Genomic DNA, 21,308 nt, shown 5'->3' with positions numbered 1-21,308 from the left:
CCGACCAGTTCGTCATGGCTGCCGGGCGGCCCCTCAAGTGTCGCTGGGCGTGTGGTGGCACCGCGTCCGGACTCCGACCTCCGCCGCGAGCCCGTGTCGCGGAGGTCCGAGTCCGAGCGCGGGTCCACTCCACCCCCGGCCACCCTCGAGGCGTCGACCGGAACGCGTGCCGAGCGTGTCGGACGCGCCGATCGCTCCCCGCTCTCCAAGTACCCGGCCGGTCTCTGAGCCGACCGCGCCACGCCGCGCGGGGAGCGGCGTGGCCGACATCACGCTGAGGTCGCTCTACTTCGCGACCTTCGCCGCGATGTCGCTCCGATACAGCCCGCCGTCGAGGTGGATCAGGTCGAGCGCGCGGTACGCCCGCTCCCGCGCCTCGGCGAAGTCGGCACCGCGTGCGACGACGTTGAGCACGCGGCCGCCGGTGGCGACGAAGCTCCCGTCGACCAGCTGGGTCGCCGCGTGGGCGATGGTGACGCCGGGGACGTCCGCCGCCGCGTCGAGTCCGGTGATGGTCCGTCCGGTGACGGCGTTCTCGGGGTAGCCCTCGCTCGCGAGGACGACGGTGACGGCGACCTCGTCCGTGAACGCGGGCCACGGGACGGAGGCGAGCGCGCCGGTGGCCGCCGCGTGCAGCAGCGCGGACAGCGGGGAGGCGAGGCGGGGGAGGACGACCTGGGTCTCGGGGTCTCCGAAGCGGGCGTTGAACTCGATCACGCGCAGGCCCGCGTCGGTCACGATGAGGCCGCAGTAGAGGAGTCCGACGAAGGGGGTGCGCTCGCGCTCGAGCTGGCGGATGGTCGGGATGGCGACCGTGTCGATCACCTCGTCGACGAAGGCGCGCTCGCTCTCCCAGCGGTCGGCGAGCCAGGGGAGCGGGGAGTAGGCGCCCATGCCGCCGGTGTTCGGCCCCTCGTCGCCGTCGCTCAGGCGCTTGAAGTCCTGCGCGGGGGAGAGGGGGACGACGTCGTGGCCGTCGGAGAGGAGGAAGAGGGAGACCTCCTGGCCGGCGAGGAACTCCTCGATGAGGACGTCGCCGGACTGCAGCCAGAACTCGGCGTGCGCGATCGCGGCGCTGCGCGACTCCGTCACCAGGACGCCCTTGCCCGCGGCGAGGCCGTCGGCCTTGACGACCGAGGGGAGTCCGTACTCGTCGATGGCGCGGGTGGCGTCGACCAGGGTGGAGACGCGGGTCGCGCGGCCGGTGGGCACGCGGGCCATGTCCATCACGCGCTTCGCGAAGGTCTTCGAGCCCTCGAGCGCGGCGGCGGCCCGGTCGGGGCCGAAGGTGGGGATGCGGCGCTTGCGGAGCGCGTCGGCGACTCCGGCGACCAGGGGAGCCTCGGGGCCGATGACGACGAGCTCGATGCCCTGCTCCACCGCGAAGTCGCTGACCAGCCGGGGGCTGTTCGTGTCGAAGTGGATGACCTCGACGTCGCGCGCGATGCCGGCGTTGCCGGGCGCCGCGATGATCTCGTGGTGCTCCTCCTCCGCGAGGAGAGCCGTGATGATGGCGTGCTCACGGGCACCCGAACCGAGGACGAGGATCTTCACCCTGACAGGATAGGGCGCCCCGCGCCGGGGCTGGTCCCTGTGACGTCCTCCTCCGCAGGGCGGCGCTGCGGACGCCGACACGCCGGGCGGAGCCCCGCGGAGGCCTCCGGGAGCGAGCGGCGGCGGCAGGATGGGTGGATGGCCAAGGGCAGGATCGACGAGGCGAGCGGGCAGTCCGCGGTGCGGGCGGCGCTCGCCGGAGGAGCGGACCGGAACACGACGGCGACGGCGGTGCGGTTCCTCCTGCAGATCATCGAGACGAACGTCCCCGGACGCAGCGTCGAGGTGCGCGTTCCGCCGTTCGGCGCGGCCCAGTGCGTCGAGGGACCGGGCCACACCCGCGGGACTCCGCCGAACGTGATCGAGATGGACGCGGCGACCTGGCTGCCGCTCGCGACCGGCTCCCTGCCGTGGAGCGAGGGCCTCGCGAGCGGGCGGATCCACGCCTCCGGAGTGCGCGCGGACCTCACGCCGTTCCTCCCCGTCCTGCGCGTCGGCTGAGCGTCGGCGAGTTAACTTCTCGTAAACGCGGCGGCGAGCCGTCGTCGGATCGTTTGACCTGGGGTCCGCCGTCGGGTTGTCTGGGAATAACCCCCTCACGCGGCACGAATCCTCTCCGGATCCACCGCTCGATGCTTGGAGTCCCCTTCACGATGCGCAGTACTTCCCCGGGCCGACGCGGCCTCACCCGACTCCTCTCCGCGACCGCCGTCGGCGCCGTCGCCGGAGCGGCCCTCCTCGGCGCCACGCCCGCCGTGGCGGCCGAGGGCGATGTCGCCATCGACATCCTCTCGATCAACGACTTCCACGGGCGGCTCGCCGCCGACCGCGCCGTCGCCGGAGCCGCCGTGCTCGCCGGCGCCGTCGACTCCTACCGCGCCGCCAACCCGAACACGCTGTTCGTCTCGGCCGGCGACAACATCGGCGCCTCGACCTTCGTGTCGAAGGTGCAGGGCGACATCCCCACGCTCGACTCGCTCAACGCGATGGGTCTGGACGTCAGCACGCTGGGCAACCACGAGTTCGACCAGGGCCGCGCCGATGTCGACGGCCGCGTCGTGGACGCCTCGGCGTTCCCCTACGTGAACGCGAACCTCTACGACACCGCGACCGGCGAGCGCGCCTACTCCCCGTACGTGATCACCGAGCAGGACGGCGTCTCCGTCGCCTTCATCGGCGCGATCACCGAGGACCTCGGCAAGCTCGTCAGCCCCGCCACGATCTCGACGCTCTCCGTCGAGCCGATCGCCGAGAACGTCAACGAGGTCGCCGCGCAGCTCCAGGACGGCGACGCCGCCAACGACGAGGCCGACGTGGTCGTCCTGCTCCTGCACGAGGGAGCCGACGCCGACGCGGCCGAGCTGAACACTCCGGAGGCGGACCCCAAGTTCGGCGCGATCGTCAACGCGGTCGCCCCGAACGTCGACGCGATCGTCTCGGGCCACAGCCACCAGGAGTACGACGCGGGCATCGACGCGGGCCGGGCCTTCCCGACCGTCGTGTCGCAGACCGGCAGCTACGCCGAGAACATCGGCCGCATGTCCCTGACCGTCGACCCGGCGACCAAGCAGCTCACGTCGCTCACCAGCGAGGTCGTGCCGCTGACGAAGGTCGTCGACGACCCGACCTCCGACGACCCGGCCAAGACGATCGTCGTCGGCGCCTTCGAGCCCGACCCCGAGGTCGAGACCATCGTCGCCGACGCCCAGGCCGTCGCCGTCCGCGAGGGCAGCGTGAAGGTCGGCACCATCACCGAGGACATCTCGCGCGCCTACCGCCCGGACGGCACCACGACCAACCGCGGCTCGGAGTCGACCCTCGGCAACCTCGTCTCGGACGCCCAGCTCTGGGCCACCCGTGAGCTCGGCACGCAGATCGCCTTCTCGAACGCGGGCGGCCTGCGCGACGACCTGTCCTACACCGCGACTCCGGACCAGCCCGGCGACGCGGACGGCGTGGTCACCTACGCCGAGGCCTCCGACGCCCAGCCCTTCGCGAACACCCTGGTGACCCTGCAGCTGACCGGCGAGCAGATCTCCGACCTGCTCGAGGAGCAGTGGGTGGGCAGCTCCAGCCACCCGCAGCTGAACCTCTCCACCTCGAAGGACCTCACCTACGTCTTCGACGCCACGGCGCCCGAGGGCTCGCGCATCTCGCAGGTGTTCTTCCAGAACGAGCCGATCGACCCGGCCGCGACCTTCACCGTCGTGACCAGCAGCTTCCTCGCGAGCGGCGGCGACGGCTTCAGCACCTTCACCGAGGGCACCGGCACGGCCGACTCCGGCCGCATCGACCTGGACGCCTTCGTCGGCTACATCCAGGACCTCGGCACCGTCAGCCCCGACCCCGTTCAGCGCACGATCGGCCTGACCGACAACGTCCCGGACTCGGGCGAGTACGCGGTCGGCGACACCATGACCGTCGACCTCTCCTCGCTCCTGTTCAGCACCGGAGCCGCGGCCGACACCACCGTGACCGCGAGCGTCGACGGCACCGTCGTCGGCACCGCGACGATCGATCCGACCCGGGCCGTCACCGACGACTCGACCGGCCGCGCCTCGTTCTCGGTCCCGATCGACGAGAGCCTGGCGGGCGGCGCGCACACCGCGACGTTCGCGCTCGACACCACCGGCACCGAGATCAGCGTCGGCTTCGCCGTCGCTGCCGGCGCCGGAGCGGGCACCCCGACTCCCGGACCGACCACGGAGCCGACGCCCGCGCCGACCACGCCGCCCACCACGGGCCCCGCGCCGACGCCGACCACTGCTCCGGTCGCCGGCTCGCACCACCTCGCCGAGACCGGAGTGGACGCGACCCCCGCGTTCGCCGCCGGGATCGCCGCTCTGCTGCTCGGTCTGGGCATGACGGTCGCGCGCCTGCGCCGCCGCACCGCCGCGAAGTAGCCGCACCGCGCGCACGACGGGCCCTCGACTCCGGTCGGGGGCCCGTCGTCGTGTGCGGGGCGAGCCGATGGTCGACCCCCGGGAGCCGTGGCGGGCGGGCGCTCCCTGAGGAGCGGCACCAGCCCCCGGAGACGCGAGAACGCCGCCTCCCGGTCGGGAGACGGCGTCGGAACGCGATGAGGTGCTGTCGCGGAGCGGCGGGGCTCAGTGCTGCGCGGGGACCTGACGGTAGCCGTCGCGGCTGGCGACGAGCACCGTCGACACCGTGCCCCATGCGGCGAGGCCACTGAGGACGACGAGGATTGCGATGCTCATGAGTGTTCTGCCTTTCGTTGCGGCGGCTTCTGATCCATCCGCCGGGATGCTGTGTACAACGTCCAGTGTCCGGCCCCGTGTTCCGTAGGACAATCGAACTGTTCTTGCCCTGACGTGTAGTTTCTCTACATGGACGTGCGACGGCTGGAACTGCTCCGCGAGCTCTCGATGCGCCGCTCGATCACGGCCGTGGCGGAGGCGACGCACCGCACGCCCTCCGCGGTCTCGCAGCAGCTCAAGGTGCTCGAGCGCGAGGCCGGCGTGCCGCTGATCGAGCGCTCCGGCCGCGGCGTGGTGCTCACGGCCGCGGGACGCGAGCTCGCCCGGAGCGCCACCGAGATCGCGATCGCGCTCGAGCGGGCCGACGCCGTCTGGCAGACGTTCAAGAACAACCCGATCGGCGAGGTCACCATCGCGACCTTCCCCACTGCGGGCCAGATGCTCCTCCCGAACGCGCTGGTCGCGCTCCGCAGCGTCGAGGGACTCGTCGTGCAGTGCGAGGACGCGGACCCCGGCACCGACGAGTTCGCCGACCTGACCGCCGACTTCGACATCGTGCTCGCCCACTCGCCCACCGGCAGAAGCGCCTGGGCCGGTCGCGGCCTCGCGATGGCGGAGCTGATGATCGAGCCCCTCGACATCGGCCTGCCGGCCGGGCACCGCCTCGCGGACCGGGCGACGGTGTCGGCGGCGGATCTGGTCGGCGAGACCTGGATCGGCGTCCCGGACGGGTTCCCGTTCGAGCGCGTGATGCAGGACATCGAGACCGCGTCCGGCGAGGCGGTGCGGGTGGAGCAGCGCTTCGCGTCGACCCGCGTGACGGAGGCGTTCGTCGCGGCGGGCCTGGGCATCGCGGTGCTCCCGCGCTACACGGCGGGCGGCGCGGGAGTGGTGGTGAAGCCGCTCCGCGGGGTGAACTCCGTGCGGCACATCGTCGCGCTGATGCGGCCGGACCGGGCGGAGCGGCTCTCGGTCCGCACTGTCGTCCGCGAGCTGCGCGCGCAGGCGGGCCGGCTCGTGCACGCGCTCTGAGCGATCACGGTGCCGTGCCCTCGCCCGCGCGGGGGAGAATGGAGGCATGAGCGATCCCGCCCGCCCCGAGGTCACCCGCGAAGAGGTCGACGTCCGCCGCTCCCCGCGCGTCTGGCGCATCCTGACCCTCGGCGTCGGGCTCGGAGCGATCGCGGCCTTCGTGCTGACCTTCGCGCTGCCCGAGACGCAGGGCTTCTCCCGCGGGCAGGTCTTCGGCTTCAGCCTGCTGCTCTTCGTGACGCTGTTCGGCGCTCTCGCGGGGCTCGTCGTGGTGCTGCTCGACCGGGTCGTCGGCCGGAAGGTCGTCCGGACCACCGCCGAGCGGATCGTCGAGCGCGAGGACGCGGCCGAGGAGCCCGTGGCCGAGGAGGCCCTGCCCGACGCGCGGACGACGTCCGACGAGGACGACCCGCAGACGGGGTCCGACCGGGTCTAGCAGGCGGAGGCGGGCCGCCCTGCGGCCGCTGCACTCCGCCCTGCGCTGAGGGTCCCGCCCGCGGCTCGCGCTCGCGGACGGGACCGCGGCGTCAGCGTCCCCGGCGCGACGAGGAGCGGCGGCTGCTGCTCGCGCTGGACGTCGGGCGCTTGGCGGCGGCGCGCTTGGCCTTCTGCGACTTCGAGATCTTCTTGGCCACGAAGGTGAGCAGGAACGGAAGGATTCGGTAGATCACGGGGGACTCCTCGGGTGCATGCGCGCGGGGCCGCGCACCCTCCGATCATGGAGCGGCGCACGGATCCGCGGCACCCGTTGCGCCGCGCCCGGCGCTGTGCAGAGCTCAGCTCAGCTGCGTGCGCTCCACCCAGTCGAGGTACTCCGGGGTGACGGTGCCCGTGACGTACTCGCCGGTGAAGCAGCTGGTCTCGAGGTCGGTGACGTCCGAGCCCTCGAGGATCGCCGCCTTCATGTCGGCGACCTCCTGGTAGATCAGCTGGTCGGCGCCGATCGCCTCCGAGATCTCCGGGATGCGGCGGTTGTGGGCCACGAGCTCCTGGCGCGAGGGCATGTTGATCCCGTACACGTGCGGGTAGCGCACGGGAGGCGCGGCGGACGCGAAGGTGACCGTGTTCGCGCCGGCCGCGCGGGCCATGTCGACGATCTCCTTGGAGGTGGTGCCGCGGACGATCGAGTCGTCGACGATCAGGACGTTCTTGCCCTTGAACTCGCTCGACATCGCGTTGAGCTTCTGCCGCACCGACTTCTTGCGGACCGCCTGCCCGGGCATGATGAACGTCCGGCCGACGTAGCGGTTCTTGTAGAAGCCCTCGCGGTACTCGATCCCGAGCTTCTGCGCGACCTGCATCGCGGCGGGGCGGGAGGAGTCGGGGATCGGCATGACGACGTCGATCGCTCCGCCCGGGGTGTACTGCGCGATGGTGTCGGCGAGGCGGTCGCCCAGGCGCAGGCGCGCCTCGTAGACCGAGATGCCCGACATCACGGAGTCGGGGCGGGCGAGGTAGACGTACTCGAACGAGCACGGGATGAGTCGCGGATCCTTCGCGCACTGGCGGCTGGCCATCCGGCCGTCGGGGGTGATGAAGACCGCCTCGCCGGGAGCGACGTCGCGGACGATCTCGAAGCCCTGCGCCTCGAGCACGAGCGACTCGGAGGCGACGACCCAGTCGTCCGGCGCTCCGGTGTTGCTGCGGCGGCCGACGATGAGCGGGCGGATCCCGAAGGGGTCACGGAACGCCAGCAGCCCGACGCCGGCGATCAGCGCGATGGTGGCGTAGGAGCCCTCGACGCGCTCGTGCACGCGGGCGACGGCGTCGAACACCTCGTCGGCGTCGAGGTCGCGGCCCGACATCGAGGCCTGCAGCTCGTTCGCCAGCACGTTGACCAGCAGCTCCGTGTCGGAGGTGGTGTTGAGGTGGCGGCGGTCGATGCGGAAGAGCTCCTCGGTGAGCTCGCGCGTGTTCGTGAGGTTGCCGTTGTGGACGAGGATGATGCCGTACGGCGCGTTCACGTAGAACGGCTGGGCCTCCTCCTCGCGCTCGGCGTTGCCCTTCGTCGCGTAGCGCACGTGGCCGAGGCCCATGGATCCGAGCAGCGAGCGCATGTCGCGGGTGCGGAACGCCTCGCGGACCTGTCCCGCGGCCTTCTTGATGTGCAGGGTGCTGCCGTCGGCGGTCGCGATGCCGGTCGAGTCCTGGCCGCGGTGCTGCAGGAGGGAGAGGCTGTCGTAGATGGACTGGTTGACCGGTCCGGAGGACACGATCCCAACGATTCCGCACATGCCGGAGGGGCTCCCAAGGGGATAGCAGGGGGGTTTGACGGTCCATCCTGGCACGCGGGGGACTCATCCCCTAATGGTTCGCCGTGGGCGGATCCGTGGTCGCGGGAGTGCTCGGGGTGGCGTCGACCGGCGGATCGGCCGGGCGGAAGATCGGGGCGCCGCGCGGCCCCTCAGCTGCTCGGAGCCGTCCAGGCTCCCGCGAGGCTGCGGTCCAGGACGCGGCGCCAGCCCTGCGGAGCCGCGGACTCGCGGCTGGTCGTGCCCGCCATCCAGAGCAGGGCCATCAGGTCGTCGTGGGTGAAGTCGGGGGAGAGGGATCCGTCGCGGTGGGCGGCCTCGACGAGATCCCGGCCGAGCTCGATCGAGCGGTCGCAGGCCTCGATGAGGGCGACTGCGTCGGGGAAGCGGCGCAGCATCGCGTCGTTGAGGGCGGGGTCCTCCAGCTGGAGGTCGATCATCCCGGAGACGAAGCGCTCCAGGCGTCCGCGGGAGGACCGCTCGGCGAGAGCGCGCTCGGTCAGGCCCTTCAGCTTCTCGCCGGCGACGGCCGGGACGACGGCGTCGATGAGCTCCTCACGGGAGCCGACGCGGTTGTAGAGGGTGCCGATGCTCACGCCGGCGTGACGGGCGATGTCCTCGAGGGGGGCGGCCAGGCCGCGGGAGCCGAAGACCTCGAGGGCGGCGGCGTGCAGCTTCTCGACGTTCCGCTGCGCGTCCCGGCGCAGGGCCTTCTGCTCGTCCACGTGATCCTCCCGATGATCTTGAGGTGCCACTCAACTTATGATCCAATGAGTGTTGAGGCTGACCTCAACTTAGCAGCCCCGCTCATCGCGCCCCGGGGCGCACGACGACAGGACCTCCCATGCCCCTTCTCACCGTCATCGGCGCGGGCCCCGGCCTCGGCCTCGAGATCGCCCGCGTCTTCGGCCGGGCCGGCTTCACCGTCGCCCTCGTCTCGCGGAACCAGGAGAAGCTGGACGGCCTGGCCGCCCGCCTCGCCGAGGAGGGCATCGAGGCGACGGGGTTCGCCGCCGACATCGCGCAGCCCGAGACCCTGACCGCCGCGCTGCGGGCGATCCGTGCCGACCTCGGTCCGATCGACGTCCTCGAGTTCTCCCCCGCCGACTCCGCTCTCACCCCGGTCGGCGTCCTGGACGTCACGCCCGAGAACCTGCAGCCGCAGATCGACTTCTACCTCGGCGGCGCGCTCCGCGCCGTCGGCGAGGTGGTTCCGGACATGATCGCCGCCGGCAGCGGGACGATCCTCGTCACCACCGGCGGCGGCTCCGTCGCCCCGCACGCGGCGCTGGCGAACATCAACATCGCCGCCGCGGGCCTGCGGAACTGGGTCCTCAACCTCCACTCCGCGCTCGAGCCCCGGGGCGTCTACGCCGCCCACGTGGCGATCACCGCGCTCATCGACGGCGGCCACCCGGACGCGGCGGCCGAGGTCATCGCCCGGTCCTACCTCGACCTCCACCGCAGCCGCGACCGCGCCGAGCTGCACTACGTCGCCTGGGACGCGTGACCGCGGGCGCGGAGCGGGAGCCGCCGGTGCGGCGGACCCGGATCCGCGCCGCGGCGGGAGAGGGCAGTCGGTAGGGTCGTCGCGTGAGTGATGAGACGAGCAGCTACGCCCGCGCAGGAGTCGACACGGCGGCGGGGGACCTCGCCGTCGAGCTGATGAAGTCGGCGGTGTCGGCGACGCACGACAGCCGGGTCCTCGGCGGGGTCGGCGGCTTCGCGGGCCTCTACGACGTCTCCTTCCTCCGCGACTTCCGAGCCCCCCTCCTCGCGACCTCGACCGACGGCGTCGGCACCAAGGTCGCGCTCGCCCAGGCGATCGACAAGCACGACACCATCGGGCAGGACCTCGTCGGCATGGTCGTCGACGACATCGTCGTGGTCGGCGCCCGCCCCTTCTTCATGACCGACTACATCGCGTGCGGCAAGGTGGTCCCGGCCCGCATCGCCGACATCGTCGCCGGCATCGCGCGCGCCTGCTCCGAGACGGGCACCGCGCTCGTCGGCGGCGAGACGGCCGAGCACCCGGGCCTGCTCGGACCCGACGACTACGACGTGGCGGGCGCGGCGGTCGGCGCGATCGAGGCCGACCAGGTGCGCGGCGCCGACCGCGTGCGCGACGGCGACGTCGTGGTGGCGATGGCCTCCTCCGGACTGCACTCGAACGGCTACTCGCTCGTGCGCCACATCCTCGCCGAGCGCGGCATCGGCTTCACCGACCGCTCCGAGGAGCTGGGCGGCGTGGTCGGCGAGGTGCTGCTGGAGCCGACCCGCCTCTACACCCGGCCCCTCCTCGACCTGCTCGACGACGCCGAGCTCGGCCCGGCCGTCCACTCCATCAGCCACGTCACCGGCGGCGGGATCGCGGCGAACCTCGCCCGGGTGCTGCCGCGCGGCTCCTGGGTCGAGGTCGAGCGGGCGAGCTGGAGCCCGTCCGACGTGTTCCGCGCGCTCGCCGGGATGTCCGGCGCGACGCTCGAGAGCACCGAGGGCACCTGGAACCTCGGCATCGGCATGTTCGCCGTCGTCGCGGCGGAGGCGGCCGACGGCGTGATCGCGCGCCTCGAGCGCTCGGGCGTCCCGTCGTGGGTCGCGGGCCGCGTCTCGACCGCCGCGCGCGCATTCGAGGGCTTCGAGCAGGGCGCGAAGGGCGTCGACGGCGGAGCGGTCCGCCTGGTCGGGTCCTACGCGGGCTGATCCCCGGAGGCGCCGCGGATCAGCGCGGTGCGGCGTGCGCGCGCTCCCAGGAGTGCTCGTGCCGGGTCAGCAGCCACGAGCCCGCCGCGCAGAGGGCGCAGGCGGCCGCGGTGGCGAGCAGGGCGGTCGCCCAGGTCGGGGCGTCGCGGCTGACGAGCAGGTTCGCGGAGGCGACCAGCACGCCGAGACCGGCGCCCGCGCTGGTGCCGAGCACGAACGGGCCGTCGCGGCGGCTCGCGACGCGCACCGCGACCATGCCGGCGACCGCTCCCGCGCCTCCGACGACTCCGATGCCCGCGCCGGAGGCCGCTCCCATGAGCAGGCCGAAGCTCACCAGCCCGGGCGGTCCGTCGGCGGCGAGGACGCCGGGCAGGTAGAGGACCAGGGCGACGGCGGCGCCGACCGCGCCGCCCACCAGGATCGCGCCGACCAGCAGGGCGGCGGTGACGTAGCCGACCCGCGCGACAGGCCGCGCGGATCCTCCGGGTTCGAACATTCGCGGCTCCATCGACGCGGCCCGCGGGGCAGCGGGCGGTCCTCGGACAGTACGCCCGAACGCCCCTCGGCGGAACCGTCGTCGGGGATCGGCGGGGCTAGCGCCGGAGGGTCTCGCTCGGGAGCTCGCCGAACCGCGTCGCGTAGTGCTGGGCGAAGCGGCCGCCGCTGATGAACCCCCAGCGTGCGGCGACGTCGCCGACCACCAGCGAGCCGATCGATCCGGCCGAGAGCTCCTCGTGCGCGCGCTCGAGGCGGACGTCGCGCAGGTAGTGCCGCGGGGTCTCGCCGAAGGCGCGCTGGAACGCCAGCTGCACGCCGCGGACCGTGAGCCCGGCCGCGTCGGCGATGTCGGCCACTCCGAGGGGCAGGTCGGCATTGGCCTGCACGAACTCCACGGCCCTGCGGAGGCGCCGCGCGCTGACCGAGGGCGGCACGGCCGGCAGCGGGGCGATGCGGTGGGCGAAGGTCTGCAGGGCGGCGAGCGCGGCGATGCGGGCGACGCCGTCGCGCTGCAGCGCGGTGGGCGTGTGCGCGGAGGCGAGGGTGTCGCGCAGGAGGCGGATCGCCGCCCACCAGGCGGTCGTGTCGCGCGCCACGGGGGCGAACCGCAGCGGGCCGGGCTCGGTGCCGTGCAGCTCGGCGGCGATCGCCTCGAGGTGGGCGGCCTCGAAGTGCACGAGCGCGTCGCGGTACTCGAGGGCCTCGAAGCCGAAGGGCCGGCCGCTCGGGAACATGGCCGGGCGCCCGACGACGAGGCGGTGCTCGTCGCGCCCCAGGTCGAGGGAGGCGCGCCCCGCGGTCAGCCAGAGGGCGACGTAGACGTCGCTCGGGGCCACCGTGCCGCGCACCCGGCCGAGGAAGGAGGCGGAGTGGAGGCTCACGGGCCCGGGCCCGGTCGTCGTGTAGCGGAACGCGAACGGCACGACCGAGCGCTCGGCCCGGAAGCCGGAGCCGTTGTACGAGCCGGCGTAGAACTCGCGCGCCTCGTCGAGGTCGCTCCCGCGACGCTCCGACTGCCACACGGGCAGCCGTGCGGGCGGGGAAGTGCTCATCCGGTCAGTGTCCCAGGGGGCACCGACATTCTGCACTCAGTGGCGGAAAGCGGGAGAACGTGCTCAGCCGAGCGACCCGCGCTCCAGGTGGAAGAGGGCGAGCGCGGCCACCGCGGCCGTCTCGACGATCGCCCCGGAGCGGACCATCTCCGCGATCTCCGCATCGGGGAACCACTGCTGCCGCATGTCCTGCTCGGTGTCCTCGCGCTCGTGCTCGCCGTGCTCGAGACCCTCGGCGAGGAAGACGTCCACGGACTGCGCGACGAAGCCGTACGCCTCCGCGAGCCTGCCCAGGTGCGTCAGGCGCTCGGCCCGGAGGCCCGTCTCCTCGCGCAGCTCGGCACGGGCGAGAGCCTCGGGGTCGCCGCCGGCCGAGCCGTGCGGCCAGCCGCCGGCGGGGAACTCCCACGCGCGGCGGCCGATCGGGTACCGGTACTGCTCGACCAGCCAGAACCCGCCGCGCTCCCGCGGGAGCACGAGGGCGTAGTCGTCGCGCTCGACGACCGAGTAGACGCCGCGCGTCCCGCCCGGCCAGAGCACCTCGTCCTCGCGGACGCGGATCCACGGGGTCTCGTAGGCGACCCGCGTCGACAGCTGCCGGACGGCGACGTCGGCGGGGGCTGCGCGGAGCGGCTCCTCGACCTCGGGTCGCTCGCCCGCCGGATCACCGCCCGCACGCGAAACGGGGCCGCCCCGAGGGAGCGGCCCCGATTCACGGGAGGAGTCACGCACGCTTCTGGTGCGGCTCCTCGACGAGGTCCGTGTCGTCGCCGTCGTCCTCGGCGTCGATCCACTTCGAGTAGTCCGGCTCGTCCGGGTGGCTGAGCTCGCGCTCGAGCGCACTGTAATCGACCGCCGGGCTGAACGACTTCAGCTCACGGGCGATCTTGGTGTTCTTCGCCTTCTGACGGCCGCGCCCCATGGGTGACCCCCTCACGATGACAGGCCAGACGGGCAGTGAGCCGGCTGGGGAAAAGAGCAGACAGGGAAAGTTGAAATCTACGCGGTAGTTTAGCAGACGGGGGACACGCCACCCCGGGCCTCGATCTGCCGGACGGCCGCCCATCCTCGACCGCGTCAGGAGCACCGTGGACAGCGTCGCCCCACCGCGTCCCGTCGTGGTGATCGGCGCGGGTCAGGCGGGTCTGTCCGTGGCCTACTACCTGCGCCGTCTCGGCCTCGTCCCCGGGCGCGACCTGATCGTCCTCGACCGCGGTCCGGAGCCCGGCGGGGCCTGGCAGTTCCGCTGGGAGGCCCTGCGGCTCGGCTCCGCGCACCGCGTGCACGATCTCCCGGGCATGGAGCGGATGGGGCTCTCGTTCCGCACGGCCGATCACCGGCGACCGGCACGGGACGTGGTCCGCGAGTACTACGGGCGCTACGAGGAGGAGCTCGGTCTCGAGATCCGCCGTCCGGAGTCGGTGCGGCGCGTCACGAGTGCGACGCCGCACGACACGAGGTCGCCGCTCGTCGTCGAGTCCGACCGCGCGGTCGAGCGCGCGAGTCTGCTCGTCAACGCGACCGGCACCTGGGGATCGCCCTTCGTCCCGCACTACCCCGGGCGCGACCGCTTCCGCGGCGTGCAGATCGACCCGACCGAGTACGTCCGCGCCGAGGACTTCGCCGGGAAGCAGGTGCTCGTGGTCGGCGGCGGCACCTCGGCGATCGGCTTCCTGCTGGAGCTCGAGCGGGTGGCGCGCTCGCTGACGTGGGCGACGCGGCGACCGGTGGTCTACCACGACGGCGAGCAGCTGGCGATGGAGTCGGCGGTGGAGGCGGTGGCCGAGCAGGACCGCGCCGCCCGCGCCGGGCTGCCCCTCCCGAGCATCGTCGGCGGCACGGGCGTGCAGCGCACCCGCCGGGTGGTCGCCGGGATCGAGCGCGGGCTCCTGCACGAGCGGGGCATGTTCTCGTCGATCGAGGAGGAGGGCGTGCGCTGGCCGGACGGCTCCTTCACGCGCGCCGACGCGATCATCTGGGCGACGGGCTTCCGGCCGGAGCTGCGCCACCTCGCTCCGCTCGGGCTGCGCGAGCGCGAGGGCGGCATCGCGGTCGCCGACGGAGCCTCGCTGACGGATCCGCGCGTCTTCTTCGCCGGCTACGGCCCGACGGCCTCGACCATCGGGGCGAACCGCTCGGGCCGGCGCATCGCGCGCGCGGTCGTGGCGCGTCTGCCCTGAGCGCGCCTGCCCTGAGCCGGCCTGATCTGAGCCGGTCCGCCCTGAGCGGCGCGGCGCCTCAGATCCTGCCGTCCCAGTCCACCGGCACGACGGAGCCGCGGTAGCGGATCCCGTCCACGCGGATCGGCCCGGCGAGCGCGGGCGAGAGCGGCGCGACGACCAGGGTGTCGCCTCCGGGAGCGAGCCCCAGCGCCGCCGACAGCACGGCGACGGAGGCGGCCGCCGACCAGGCCTGCGGTCGGCAGGCCGCCGGGTACGGCACCGGCGCGTGCACCTCGGCGGCGGGGTCGCCCGAGTGCAGCTCGGGCATCCGGTAGCCGAAGCCCTCGGCCGCGGCGATCAGTCCGCGCGAGAGGGTCGTCGCCTCCGCCCCGAAGCCCTCCCGGGCGAGCCCGGTGACGGCGATCGCGGTGTCGTGGGCCCAGACGGAGCCGCCGTGGTACGACAGCGGCCAGTAGCCGCCCGAGCCGGTGTCCAGGGTGCGCAGGCCGAAGCCCGAGTCGAGCCCGGGGGAGACCAGCAGCTCGGCGACCCGGGCGGCGTGCTCGGGGGAGAGGATGCCGGTGCCGAGGAGGTGGCCGAGGTTGCTGGTGATCGTGTCGACCGGGCGCCCGGCCGCGTCGAGCGCGATCGCCGGGTAGCCGCCGTCGGCGTCGTCGATCCAGAACGCCTCCGCGAAGCGCGCCTTCAGCGTCGACGCCGCCTCGCGCCACTCCGAGCCGTCACGGCCGAGGTGCTCGAGCAGCGCCGCTCCGCCGACCATGGCCTCGTGGGCGTAGGCCTGCACCTCGCAGAGCGCGATCGGACCCTCCGCGAGCGTGCCGTCGCGCCACTGGATCGAGTCGCCCGAGTCCTTCCAGCCCTGGTTGGCGAGGCCGTGCCCCGTGGTGTCGACGTACTCGAGGAACCCGTCGCCGTCGGAGTCGCCGTCGTCGCGGAGCCAGCGCAGCGCCGCCTCCAGAGCGGGCAGCAGCTCCTCGACCTCGTCGTCCGGGAGCCCCCAGCGCCAGGCGTCGTGGAGGAGGCAGACCCAGAGCGCGGTGGCGTCGACCGTGCCGAAGTAGAGCGGGGGCAGCGAGACGCCCTCGCCGGGGATCTCGAGGGTCGTGGCGCGCAGCTCGTGCATGATCCTGCCCGGCTGCTCGGCGGTGTCCGCGACGTGGCGGGTGCCCTGCAGGCCGGCCAGGACGCGGAGGGTGGAGGCGGCGATCCCGGTCCCGAGGGGGAGGAGCATCCGCGCCGCCCAGATCGAGTCGCGGCCGAAGAGGGTGAAGAACCACGGCGCTCCCGCGGCGAGGAACGGCTCGCCGGGGCGCTCCACGGTGACCATGCGCAGGGCGTCGAGGTCGTCGAGCGCGGCGCGGCACCAGGAGGCGAGGCGGGAGTCGCCGGTCTCGAGCGCGGTCCCCGCCCATTCGGCCGGTCCGGACGCGGCGGCGACCACGGCGGAGGCGTCCTCCGCGGCGACGCTCCACACGACCTCGACGCTCCCGCGGGCCGGGACCACGACGCTCCAGGTGAGCACCGTGCCCGAGATCGAGGCGCCGGGCGCGCGCAGCTCGGCGCGGACCCGGCCGTGGGTCCAGTCGAGGCCCCCGTCCACCGGTGCGGTCGCGAAGGAGGGCTCGTCGCGGAGCCCCGCCTTCACCACGTGCACGAGCGAGAAGTCGGGGTCGAGGGTCAGCTCGACGGTGGTCGCGACCTCGTCGGGCAGCGCCGACTCGAGGCGGATGCTCTCGCGGACGCCGCCGGCGGAGACCTCCCGCGAGCGGACCACGCGGATCCGCGGGTCCGCGGCGGCGTCGTCGAGATGGCGGGCGAGCGCGGTGAAGCGGGCGGAGGAGGCGCCGTCGCGGCCGGTCGCGATCGCCTCGAGCGCCGCGCCGCCCACCCGGAGGGAGGCGCCCGCGAGCACGCGCACGTCGCCGAGGTAGAGCCCGTGCACGGGGCGGGAGCCGACCTCGCCCGCCTCGTCCGACCACAGCTGCACGGGTGCGCGGAGCAGGACGAGGGAGTCGTGGAGGAGGGGCTGGCGGGGCGGGGTCTGTCGGTCGTCGCGCTCGGTCGTCACGGTCGACTCCTCACTGGATCGTCGGTGCTGGGGGCGTGCCGCCGATCGTCCTCCGCCGGCCCCGGGAGTGCCGGAGCGTGGCGGACGGTTGACAGCGGCGTCGTCGGAGGTAACCTTACCGAAGGATTTGATCGATCAAACCGGTATATTCCGCCGGGTTGGAACGATCAAGAGCACGTCGAGGAGGACGCATGGCACTGCCGACCGTCGAGGACGTCGCCCGTGCCGCCGGCGTCTCGCGCCAGACCGTGTCGAACGTGCTCAACAGCCCGCACATCGTCCGTGACAGCACCCGCGAGCGCGTCGAGAAGGCGATCGGCGACCTCAACTACCGGCCGCACGCCTCCGCCCGCCGCCTCCGCACCCGCAAGTCCGGGACCATCGGCGTCCGGATGGACCGCGTGCTCGACGGCATCTCCGGCAGCCTGCTCGACCGCTTCCTCCACGCCGTCACCGAGCAGGCCGACGCGCGGGGCATGCGCATCCTCCTCTACACGGCGAAGAGCCCGGAGGAGGAGATCGAGCGGATCGGGCGCCTCCGCGACGGAGCCGACGTCGACGCCTTCGTGCTCACCTCCACCTTCTACGGCGACCCCCGGACCGCCTGGCTGATCGAGCAGGCCGTGCCCTTCGTCACCTTCGGCCGTCCCTGGGGCGTCGACGACCGCAACGACCCGCAGCACCTCTGGGTCGACGTCGACGGCGCCGCTGGGCTCGCCCAGGCCACGGCGCACCTCGCCGACAGCGGCTGCTCCCGCATCGGCTTCCTCGGCTGGCCGAGCGGATCCGCGACCGGCGATGACCGCCGCAGCGGCTGGGAGCGGGTGCACCGCGAGCGGTTCCGCGACGCGCCACTGCTCGCCGCCTCCTCCGAGGACGACGTCCAGCAGGCCCGGATCGCGGCCATCGAGTTCCTCCGCGCGACCCCGGAGCTCGACGGGCTGGTCTGCGTCTCCGACTCGCTCGCGCTCGGCGCCTCGATGGCCGCCGTGGCCGTCGGCCGGCCCTCCCTCCCGATCGTCGGCTTCGACAACACCCCCGTCGCCGCGGCCGTCGGCCTGCCGAGCATCGAGCAGGACCTCGACGCGGTGGCCGCGGGCGCGCTCGAGCTCCTGCTGGGCGAGCGCGGCGACGACGTCGTCCACCGCTCGCTCGCGCCGGGCGAGGCCCACCGCCTGATCGAGCCCCACCTCGTGCTCCGCACACCGCTCCACCACCCCGCCGACTGAGGCGCCGTCACTCCGACCGGCGCCCCTCCCCACGAAAGGCCAGACCATGACACCCACCCACCGCGCGGCACGCTGGGGTGCCGCGATCCTCGCCGGAGGCCTGCTGCTCCCGCTCGCCGCCTGCTCGAGCGGCTCCGACTCCGGTGACGCGGGCGGCGACTCCGCCCTCACCGTGATGATCGGCTCGTCCGGCGACGCCGAGACGACCGCCGTCACCGACGCCGTGAACGCCTGGGGCGAGCAGAACAGCACAACGGTCGACGTGGTCGCCGCCAGCGACCTGACGCAGCAGCTCGGCCAGGGCTTCTCCGGCGGCAACCCGCCCGACCTCTTCTACATGAGCTGGGACCAGTTCCAGACCTACGCGAGCAACCGCTACCTGGAGCCGTACGCCCAGGACGCCGGGAACGCCGACGCCTTCTACCCGGCGCTGCGCGACGCGTTCAGCTACGACGACCGGTTCTACTGCGAGCCCAAGGACTTCTCCACGCTCGGCCTCGTGATCAACACGGACCTCTGGGCGGCGGCCGGCCTCACCGACGCGGACGTCCCCACCGATTGGGCCTCGCTCGAGTCGGCGGCGACGAAGCTGACCGCGAACGGAGTGACCGGGCTCTCCTTCGGCGCCGAGTACGCGCGCATCGGCACCTTCATGAACCAGGCCGGCGGATCGCTCCTCTCGGAGGACGGCACCACCGTCACCGCGGACACCCCTGAGAACGTCGCGGGCCTGACCGAGGTGAAGACGCTGCTCACCGACGGCGTGCTGAAGTTCCCGGCCGCGCTCGACTCCGGCTGGTCCGGCGAGGCGTTCGGCAAGGGCGCGGCGGCGATGGTCATCGAGGGCCCGTGGATCAACGGAGCGCTCGCGGCCGACTACCCCGACGTGAACTACCGCGTCGCCGAGCTCCCCGCCGGCCCCGGCGGGAAGTCGACTTTCACCTTCAGCAACTGCTGGGGCATCCCCGTCGGCAGCGCCACGGCCGAGAAGACGGAGTCGCTCGTGTCGGCCCTGACCTCGGACGAGCAGCAGCTCGCCTTCTCGGACGCCTTCGGAGTCATCCCCTCCACCGAGACCGGAGCCGCCGAGTACGCGACGAAGTACCCCGAGAACGCCGCCTTCGTCTCCGGCAACGACTACGCGGTGAGCCCGGTGGCCTTCGCCGGCGCGGCGACCGTCATCACCGACTTCAACTCGGCGCTCGAGGGCCTCGCGACCGGCGACCCGGAGTCGATCCTCGGCGACCTGCAGACCAACCTGCAGGACGCGCTCGACACCGCGAACGCGAAGTAGCCCGGCCGGGAGGCGGCGGACCCGACCGCCGCCTCCCCGTGCCCGACCGGCACGCCCCACCCCGCGCACGTGAGTCGAAGGAGACGCATCGATGAGCACCACCGCCGCCCCCCGGAGCCGCCGCTCCGGCATCCGCGGGCACGAGGCCCGCTACGGCTGGCTCTTCACCCTCCCGGCGATCGTCGTGATCGGCGTGTTCCTCGTCGTCCCGATCGGCCTCGCCCTCTGGGTCAGCGTCAGCAACTGGAACGGGCTCGGCTCGCCCCTCGGGCCGACCGCGCAGTTCGTCGGAGCCGACAACTACCGCGCGGTGCTCACCGACTCCGGCCTGGCGCAGAAGGACTTCGGCACCGCGATCCGCAACAACGTCTACTACGTGCTGCTCGTGGTGCCGCTGCAGACCGCGCTCGCGCTCTTCCTCGCCGTGCAGGTGAACCGGCGGATCCTGCGGGGCCGGGGCTTCTTCCGCACCGCCTTCTACTTCCCCTCCGTCACCTCCTCGATCGCGATCACCGTGATCTTCCTGTTCCTCTTCTCCGCCTCGGGCGTCGTCAACGCGGTGCTCGGCTGGTTCGGCGCCGACGGGCCGACCTGGATGGCCGACCCGACCGGTGTCCTGCACTCGCTCCTGGGCGCCGTCGGCGTCGACGGCTCCGGGCCGCTGGCCGCGGGCGCCCCGCTCGGCCTCACCTGGTGGGACTGGCTGTCCGGCCCGTCCGTCGCGATGTGCGTGCTGATCACGATGGCTATCTTCACCACCTCGGGCACGTTCATGCTGCTGTTCCTCGCGGCGCTGCAGAACATCGGCGCCGAGATCGACGAGGCGGCGCTCATGGACGGCGCCGGCCCGCTCCGGAAGTTCTTCTCGGTCACCCTGCCGATGCTCAAGCCCACGCTCTTCACCGTGCTGACCCTCGGACTGATCGGCACCTGGCAGGTGTTCGACCAGATCTACCTCACCGGAGGAGGGGCGCCGGGCAAGACGCTGCTCACCCCGGCGTACCTCGCCTACGAGTCCTCGTTCACGGACCTCCGCTGGGGACAGGGCGCCGCGATCGCCTTCATCCTCTTCTTCATCATCGTCGTGCTGACGCTCCTGCAGCGGGCGCTCCTCCGCGAGAAGGGGGAGCCGCGCCGGCGCCCCCGCCGCGCCGCCCGCGCCGACGCCGCGACGACCCTCACCACGGGAGGCATCCGATGAGCAGGCTGACCGAGCCCGGCACCCGCGCCCCCGAGAGCCCCGAGCCCGCCGCGCCGGTCCCGCACCGCCGCATCCGCCTCGGCGCCCGCGGCCGCGCGTCGCTGATCGGCGGCTACCTGCTGCTGATCGCGCTGGCGCTGGTGTACATCTACCCGTTCCTGATCTCGGTCGCCTCGTCGTTCAAGTCGGACGCCGACGCCACCGCGAACCCGCTGTCGCTGCTGCCCGCGACCTGGTCGTTCGCCTCCTACGAGCGTCTGTTCACCGACGTGCCGCTGCCGCTGTGGACGCTCAACTCGGTGATCGTCACCGTGTTCGTCACGGTCGGCCGGGTCTTCTTCGACTCGCTGGCCGGCTACGCGCTGTCGCGGCTGCGCTTCCGCGGACGGGGCCTGCTGTTCGCGCTGTTCATCGGAGTGATGAGCGTGCCCGCGGTGGTGCTGCTGATCCCGCGGTTCCTGATCCTCAAGCAGCTCGGCCTCTACGACAGCTACGCGGGGATGATCGTCCCGCTGATCGTGGACGCGGCGGGGATCTTCATCATGAAGCAGTTCTTCGATTCGATCCCGCTCTCCATCGAGGAGGCCGCGCGGATCGACGGGGCCGGGGTGTTTCGGACCTTCCGCTCGATCGTGGTGCCGATGGCGCGTCCGGCGATCGTGACGCTGTTCATCCTGTCGTTCCAGGGCTCGTGGAACGAGTTCTCGCACTTCGTGGTGTCTCGGCAGTCGCCGGAGCTCAACACGCTGACGACCGGAGTCGCGTCGCTCGTGTCGGGGCAGCTGGGTACCGGCAACCAGTACCCGCTGCAGCTCGCGGCCGCGGTGCTGATGTCGATCCCGGTGGCCGTGCTGTTCTTCGTCTTCCAGCGGCGGATCATGAACACGACCGAGGGCGCGGAGAAGGGCTGACGCGGGGGCTCCGGAGAAGCGTCTGCGGACCATGCTGAGCGAGCAGCGCACAGGGCGCGTATCGAGATCCGTGTCCGTGCGACGGGTCTCGATACGCCCCTGCCGGGCTGCTC

The 21,308-nt window shown here is 72.9% G+C and carries 20 protein-coding genes; 11 read left to right on the top strand and 9 right to left on the bottom strand.

Features of this window, described 5'->3' with window-relative positions:
- Window positions 1-285: 285 nt before the first annotated feature.
- Window positions 286-1,554: a phosphoribosylamine--glycine ligase gene (gene purD / locus C5C39_RS13320; RefSeq protein WP_104233829.1), complete on the bottom strand. Its 1,269-nt coding sequence runs from the start codon at window positions 1,552-1,554 to the stop codon at window positions 286-288.
- A 138-nt stretch (window positions 1,555-1,692) separates the two neighbouring features.
- Between purD and C5C39_RS13315 the strand changes: the two genes are divergently transcribed.
- The 4 genes from C5C39_RS13315 to C5C39_RS13300 all read left to right on the top strand — a co-directional run bounded on the left by C5C39_RS13315 (window position 1,693) and on the right by C5C39_RS13300 (window position 6,240).
- Window positions 1,693-2,055 carry a sterol carrier family protein gene (locus tag C5C39_RS13315; RefSeq protein ID WP_104277062.1) on the top strand — a complete coding sequence of 121 codons (363 nt, stop codon included), beginning with the start codon at window positions 1,693-1,695 and terminating at the stop codon, window positions 2,053-2,055.
- Between the two features lie 152 nt (window positions 2,056-2,207).
- Window positions 2,208-4,457: a bifunctional UDP-sugar hydrolase/5'-nucleotidase gene (locus C5C39_RS13310; RefSeq protein WP_181136386.1), complete on the top strand. Its 2,250-nt coding sequence runs from the start codon at window positions 2,208-2,210 to the stop codon at window positions 4,455-4,457.
- A gap of 444 nt (window positions 4,458-4,901) precedes the next feature.
- Entirely contained in the window at window positions 4,902-5,804 is a 903-nt protein-coding gene (locus C5C39_RS13305) for a LysR family transcriptional regulator (protein WP_104223768.1), read from the top strand.
- A 46-nt stretch (window positions 5,805-5,850) separates the two neighbouring features.
- A complete protein-coding gene (locus tag C5C39_RS13300; RefSeq protein WP_104250788.1) occupies window positions 5,851-6,240 on the top strand; it encodes a hypothetical protein in 390 nt (129 codons plus the stop codon).
- Between the two features lie 91 nt (window positions 6,241-6,331).
- Here the strand turns inward: C5C39_RS13300 and C5C39_RS17590 are convergent, their stop codons facing one another.
- The 3 genes from C5C39_RS17590 to C5C39_RS13290 all read right to left on the bottom strand — a co-directional run bounded on the left by C5C39_RS17590 (window position 6,332) and on the right by C5C39_RS13290 (window position 8,781).
- A complete protein-coding gene (locus tag C5C39_RS17590; RefSeq protein ID WP_181028791.1) occupies window positions 6,332-6,475 on the bottom strand; it encodes a hypothetical protein in 144 nt (47 codons plus the stop codon).
- Window positions 6,476-6,580: 105 nt separating this feature from the next.
- Window positions 6,581-8,038 carry an amidophosphoribosyltransferase gene (gene purF / locus C5C39_RS13295; RefSeq protein WP_104223766.1) on the bottom strand — a complete coding sequence of 486 codons (1,458 nt, stop codon included), beginning with the start codon at window positions 8,036-8,038 and terminating at the stop codon, window positions 6,581-6,583.
- Between the two features lie 170 nt (window positions 8,039-8,208).
- Window positions 8,209-8,781: a TetR/AcrR family transcriptional regulator gene (locus C5C39_RS13290; RefSeq protein WP_104282655.1), complete on the bottom strand. Its 573-nt coding sequence runs from the start codon at window positions 8,779-8,781 to the stop codon at window positions 8,209-8,211.
- 119 nt (window positions 8,782-8,900) lie between these two features.
- Between C5C39_RS13290 and C5C39_RS13285 the strand changes: the two genes are divergently transcribed.
- Window positions 8,901-9,566 carry an SDR family NAD(P)-dependent oxidoreductase gene (locus C5C39_RS13285; RefSeq protein ID WP_104282654.1) on the top strand — a complete coding sequence of 222 codons (666 nt, stop codon included), beginning with the start codon at window positions 8,901-8,903 and terminating at the stop codon, window positions 9,564-9,566.
- An 83-nt stretch (window positions 9,567-9,649) separates the two neighbouring features.
- Window positions 9,650-10,759 carry a phosphoribosylformylglycinamidine cyclo-ligase gene (gene purM / locus C5C39_RS13280; protein ID WP_104260846.1) on the top strand — a complete coding sequence of 370 codons (1,110 nt, stop codon included), beginning with the start codon at window positions 9,650-9,652 and terminating at the stop codon, window positions 10,757-10,759.
- Window positions 10,760-10,778: 19 nt separating this feature from the next.
- On the opposite strand, the gene C5C39_RS13275 is transcribed toward purM, so the two are convergent.
- The 4 genes from C5C39_RS13275 to C5C39_RS13260 all read right to left on the bottom strand — a co-directional run bounded on the left by C5C39_RS13275 (window position 10,779) and on the right by C5C39_RS13260 (window position 13,231).
- A complete protein-coding gene (locus C5C39_RS13275; RefSeq protein WP_104226816.1) occupies window positions 10,779-11,255 on the bottom strand; it encodes a hypothetical protein in 477 nt (158 codons plus the stop codon).
- Between the two features lie 97 nt (window positions 11,256-11,352).
- Window positions 11,353-12,309 carry a helix-turn-helix transcriptional regulator gene (locus C5C39_RS13270; RefSeq protein WP_104353585.1) on the bottom strand — a complete coding sequence of 319 codons (957 nt, stop codon included), beginning with the start codon at window positions 12,307-12,309 and terminating at the stop codon, window positions 11,353-11,355.
- Window positions 12,310-12,372: 63 nt separating this feature from the next.
- The gene (locus C5C39_RS13265) at window positions 12,373-13,041 is read right to left on the bottom strand and encodes an NUDIX hydrolase (RefSeq protein WP_258068456.1); all 669 of its coding nucleotides are present in this window, start codon (window positions 13,039-13,041) and stop codon (window positions 12,373-12,375) included.
- Window positions 13,034-13,231 (bottom strand): DUF3073 domain-containing protein, encoded by a 198-nt coding sequence (locus tag C5C39_RS13260; protein WP_097167615.1) that lies wholly within the window; start codon window positions 13,229-13,231, stop codon window positions 13,034-13,036. The genes C5C39_RS13265 and C5C39_RS13260 overlap by 8 nt, the downstream gene beginning before the upstream one ends.
- Before the next feature lie 166 nt (window positions 13,232-13,397).
- Between C5C39_RS13260 and C5C39_RS13255 the strand changes: the two genes are divergently transcribed.
- Window positions 13,398-14,489, top strand: a complete 1,092-nt coding sequence (locus C5C39_RS13255; protein WP_104346232.1) for an FAD-dependent oxidoreductase — start codon at window positions 13,398-13,400, stop codon at window positions 14,487-14,489.
- A gap of 58 nt (window positions 14,490-14,547) precedes the next feature.
- Here C5C39_RS13255 and C5C39_RS13250 read toward each other — a convergent pair whose 3' ends face one another.
- Window positions 14,548-16,560: a glycogen debranching N-terminal domain-containing protein gene (locus C5C39_RS13250; protein ID WP_104353584.1), complete on the bottom strand. Its 2,013-nt coding sequence runs from the start codon at window positions 16,558-16,560 to the stop codon at window positions 14,548-14,550.
- A gap of 191 nt (window positions 16,561-16,751) precedes the next feature.
- Between C5C39_RS13250 and C5C39_RS13245 the strand changes: the two genes are divergently transcribed.
- The 4 genes from C5C39_RS13245 (at window position 16,752) to C5C39_RS13230 (ending at window position 21,195) form a co-directional block, all read left to right on the top strand.
- Window positions 16,752-17,789, top strand: coding sequence for a LacI family DNA-binding transcriptional regulator (locus C5C39_RS13245; protein WP_104353583.1), 1,038 nt, complete (start codon window positions 16,752-16,754; stop codon window positions 17,787-17,789).
- Between the two features lie 46 nt (window positions 17,790-17,835).
- A complete protein-coding gene (locus C5C39_RS13240) occupies window positions 17,836-19,083 on the top strand; it encodes an extracellular solute-binding protein (protein WP_104282650.1) in 1,248 nt (415 codons plus the stop codon).
- Between the two features lie 91 nt (window positions 19,084-19,174).
- Entirely contained in the window at window positions 19,175-20,284 is a 1,110-nt protein-coding gene (locus C5C39_RS13235; RefSeq protein WP_104238714.1) for a carbohydrate ABC transporter permease, read from the top strand.
- Window positions 20,281-21,195: a carbohydrate ABC transporter permease gene (locus tag C5C39_RS13230; protein ID WP_104353582.1), complete on the top strand. Its 915-nt coding sequence runs from the start codon at window positions 20,281-20,283 to the stop codon at window positions 21,193-21,195. The genes C5C39_RS13235 and C5C39_RS13230 overlap by 4 nt, the downstream gene beginning before the upstream one ends.
- Window positions 21,196-21,308: the final 113 nt, after the last annotated feature.

This window comes from Rathayibacter sp. AY1F3, assembly GCF_002931975.1.
GTDB lineage: Bacteria > Actinomycetota > Actinomycetes > Actinomycetales > Microbacteriaceae > Rathayibacter.
Note: the sequence above shows the minus strand (reverse complement) of the source record. Positions and strands in the feature narration are given on the sequence as shown.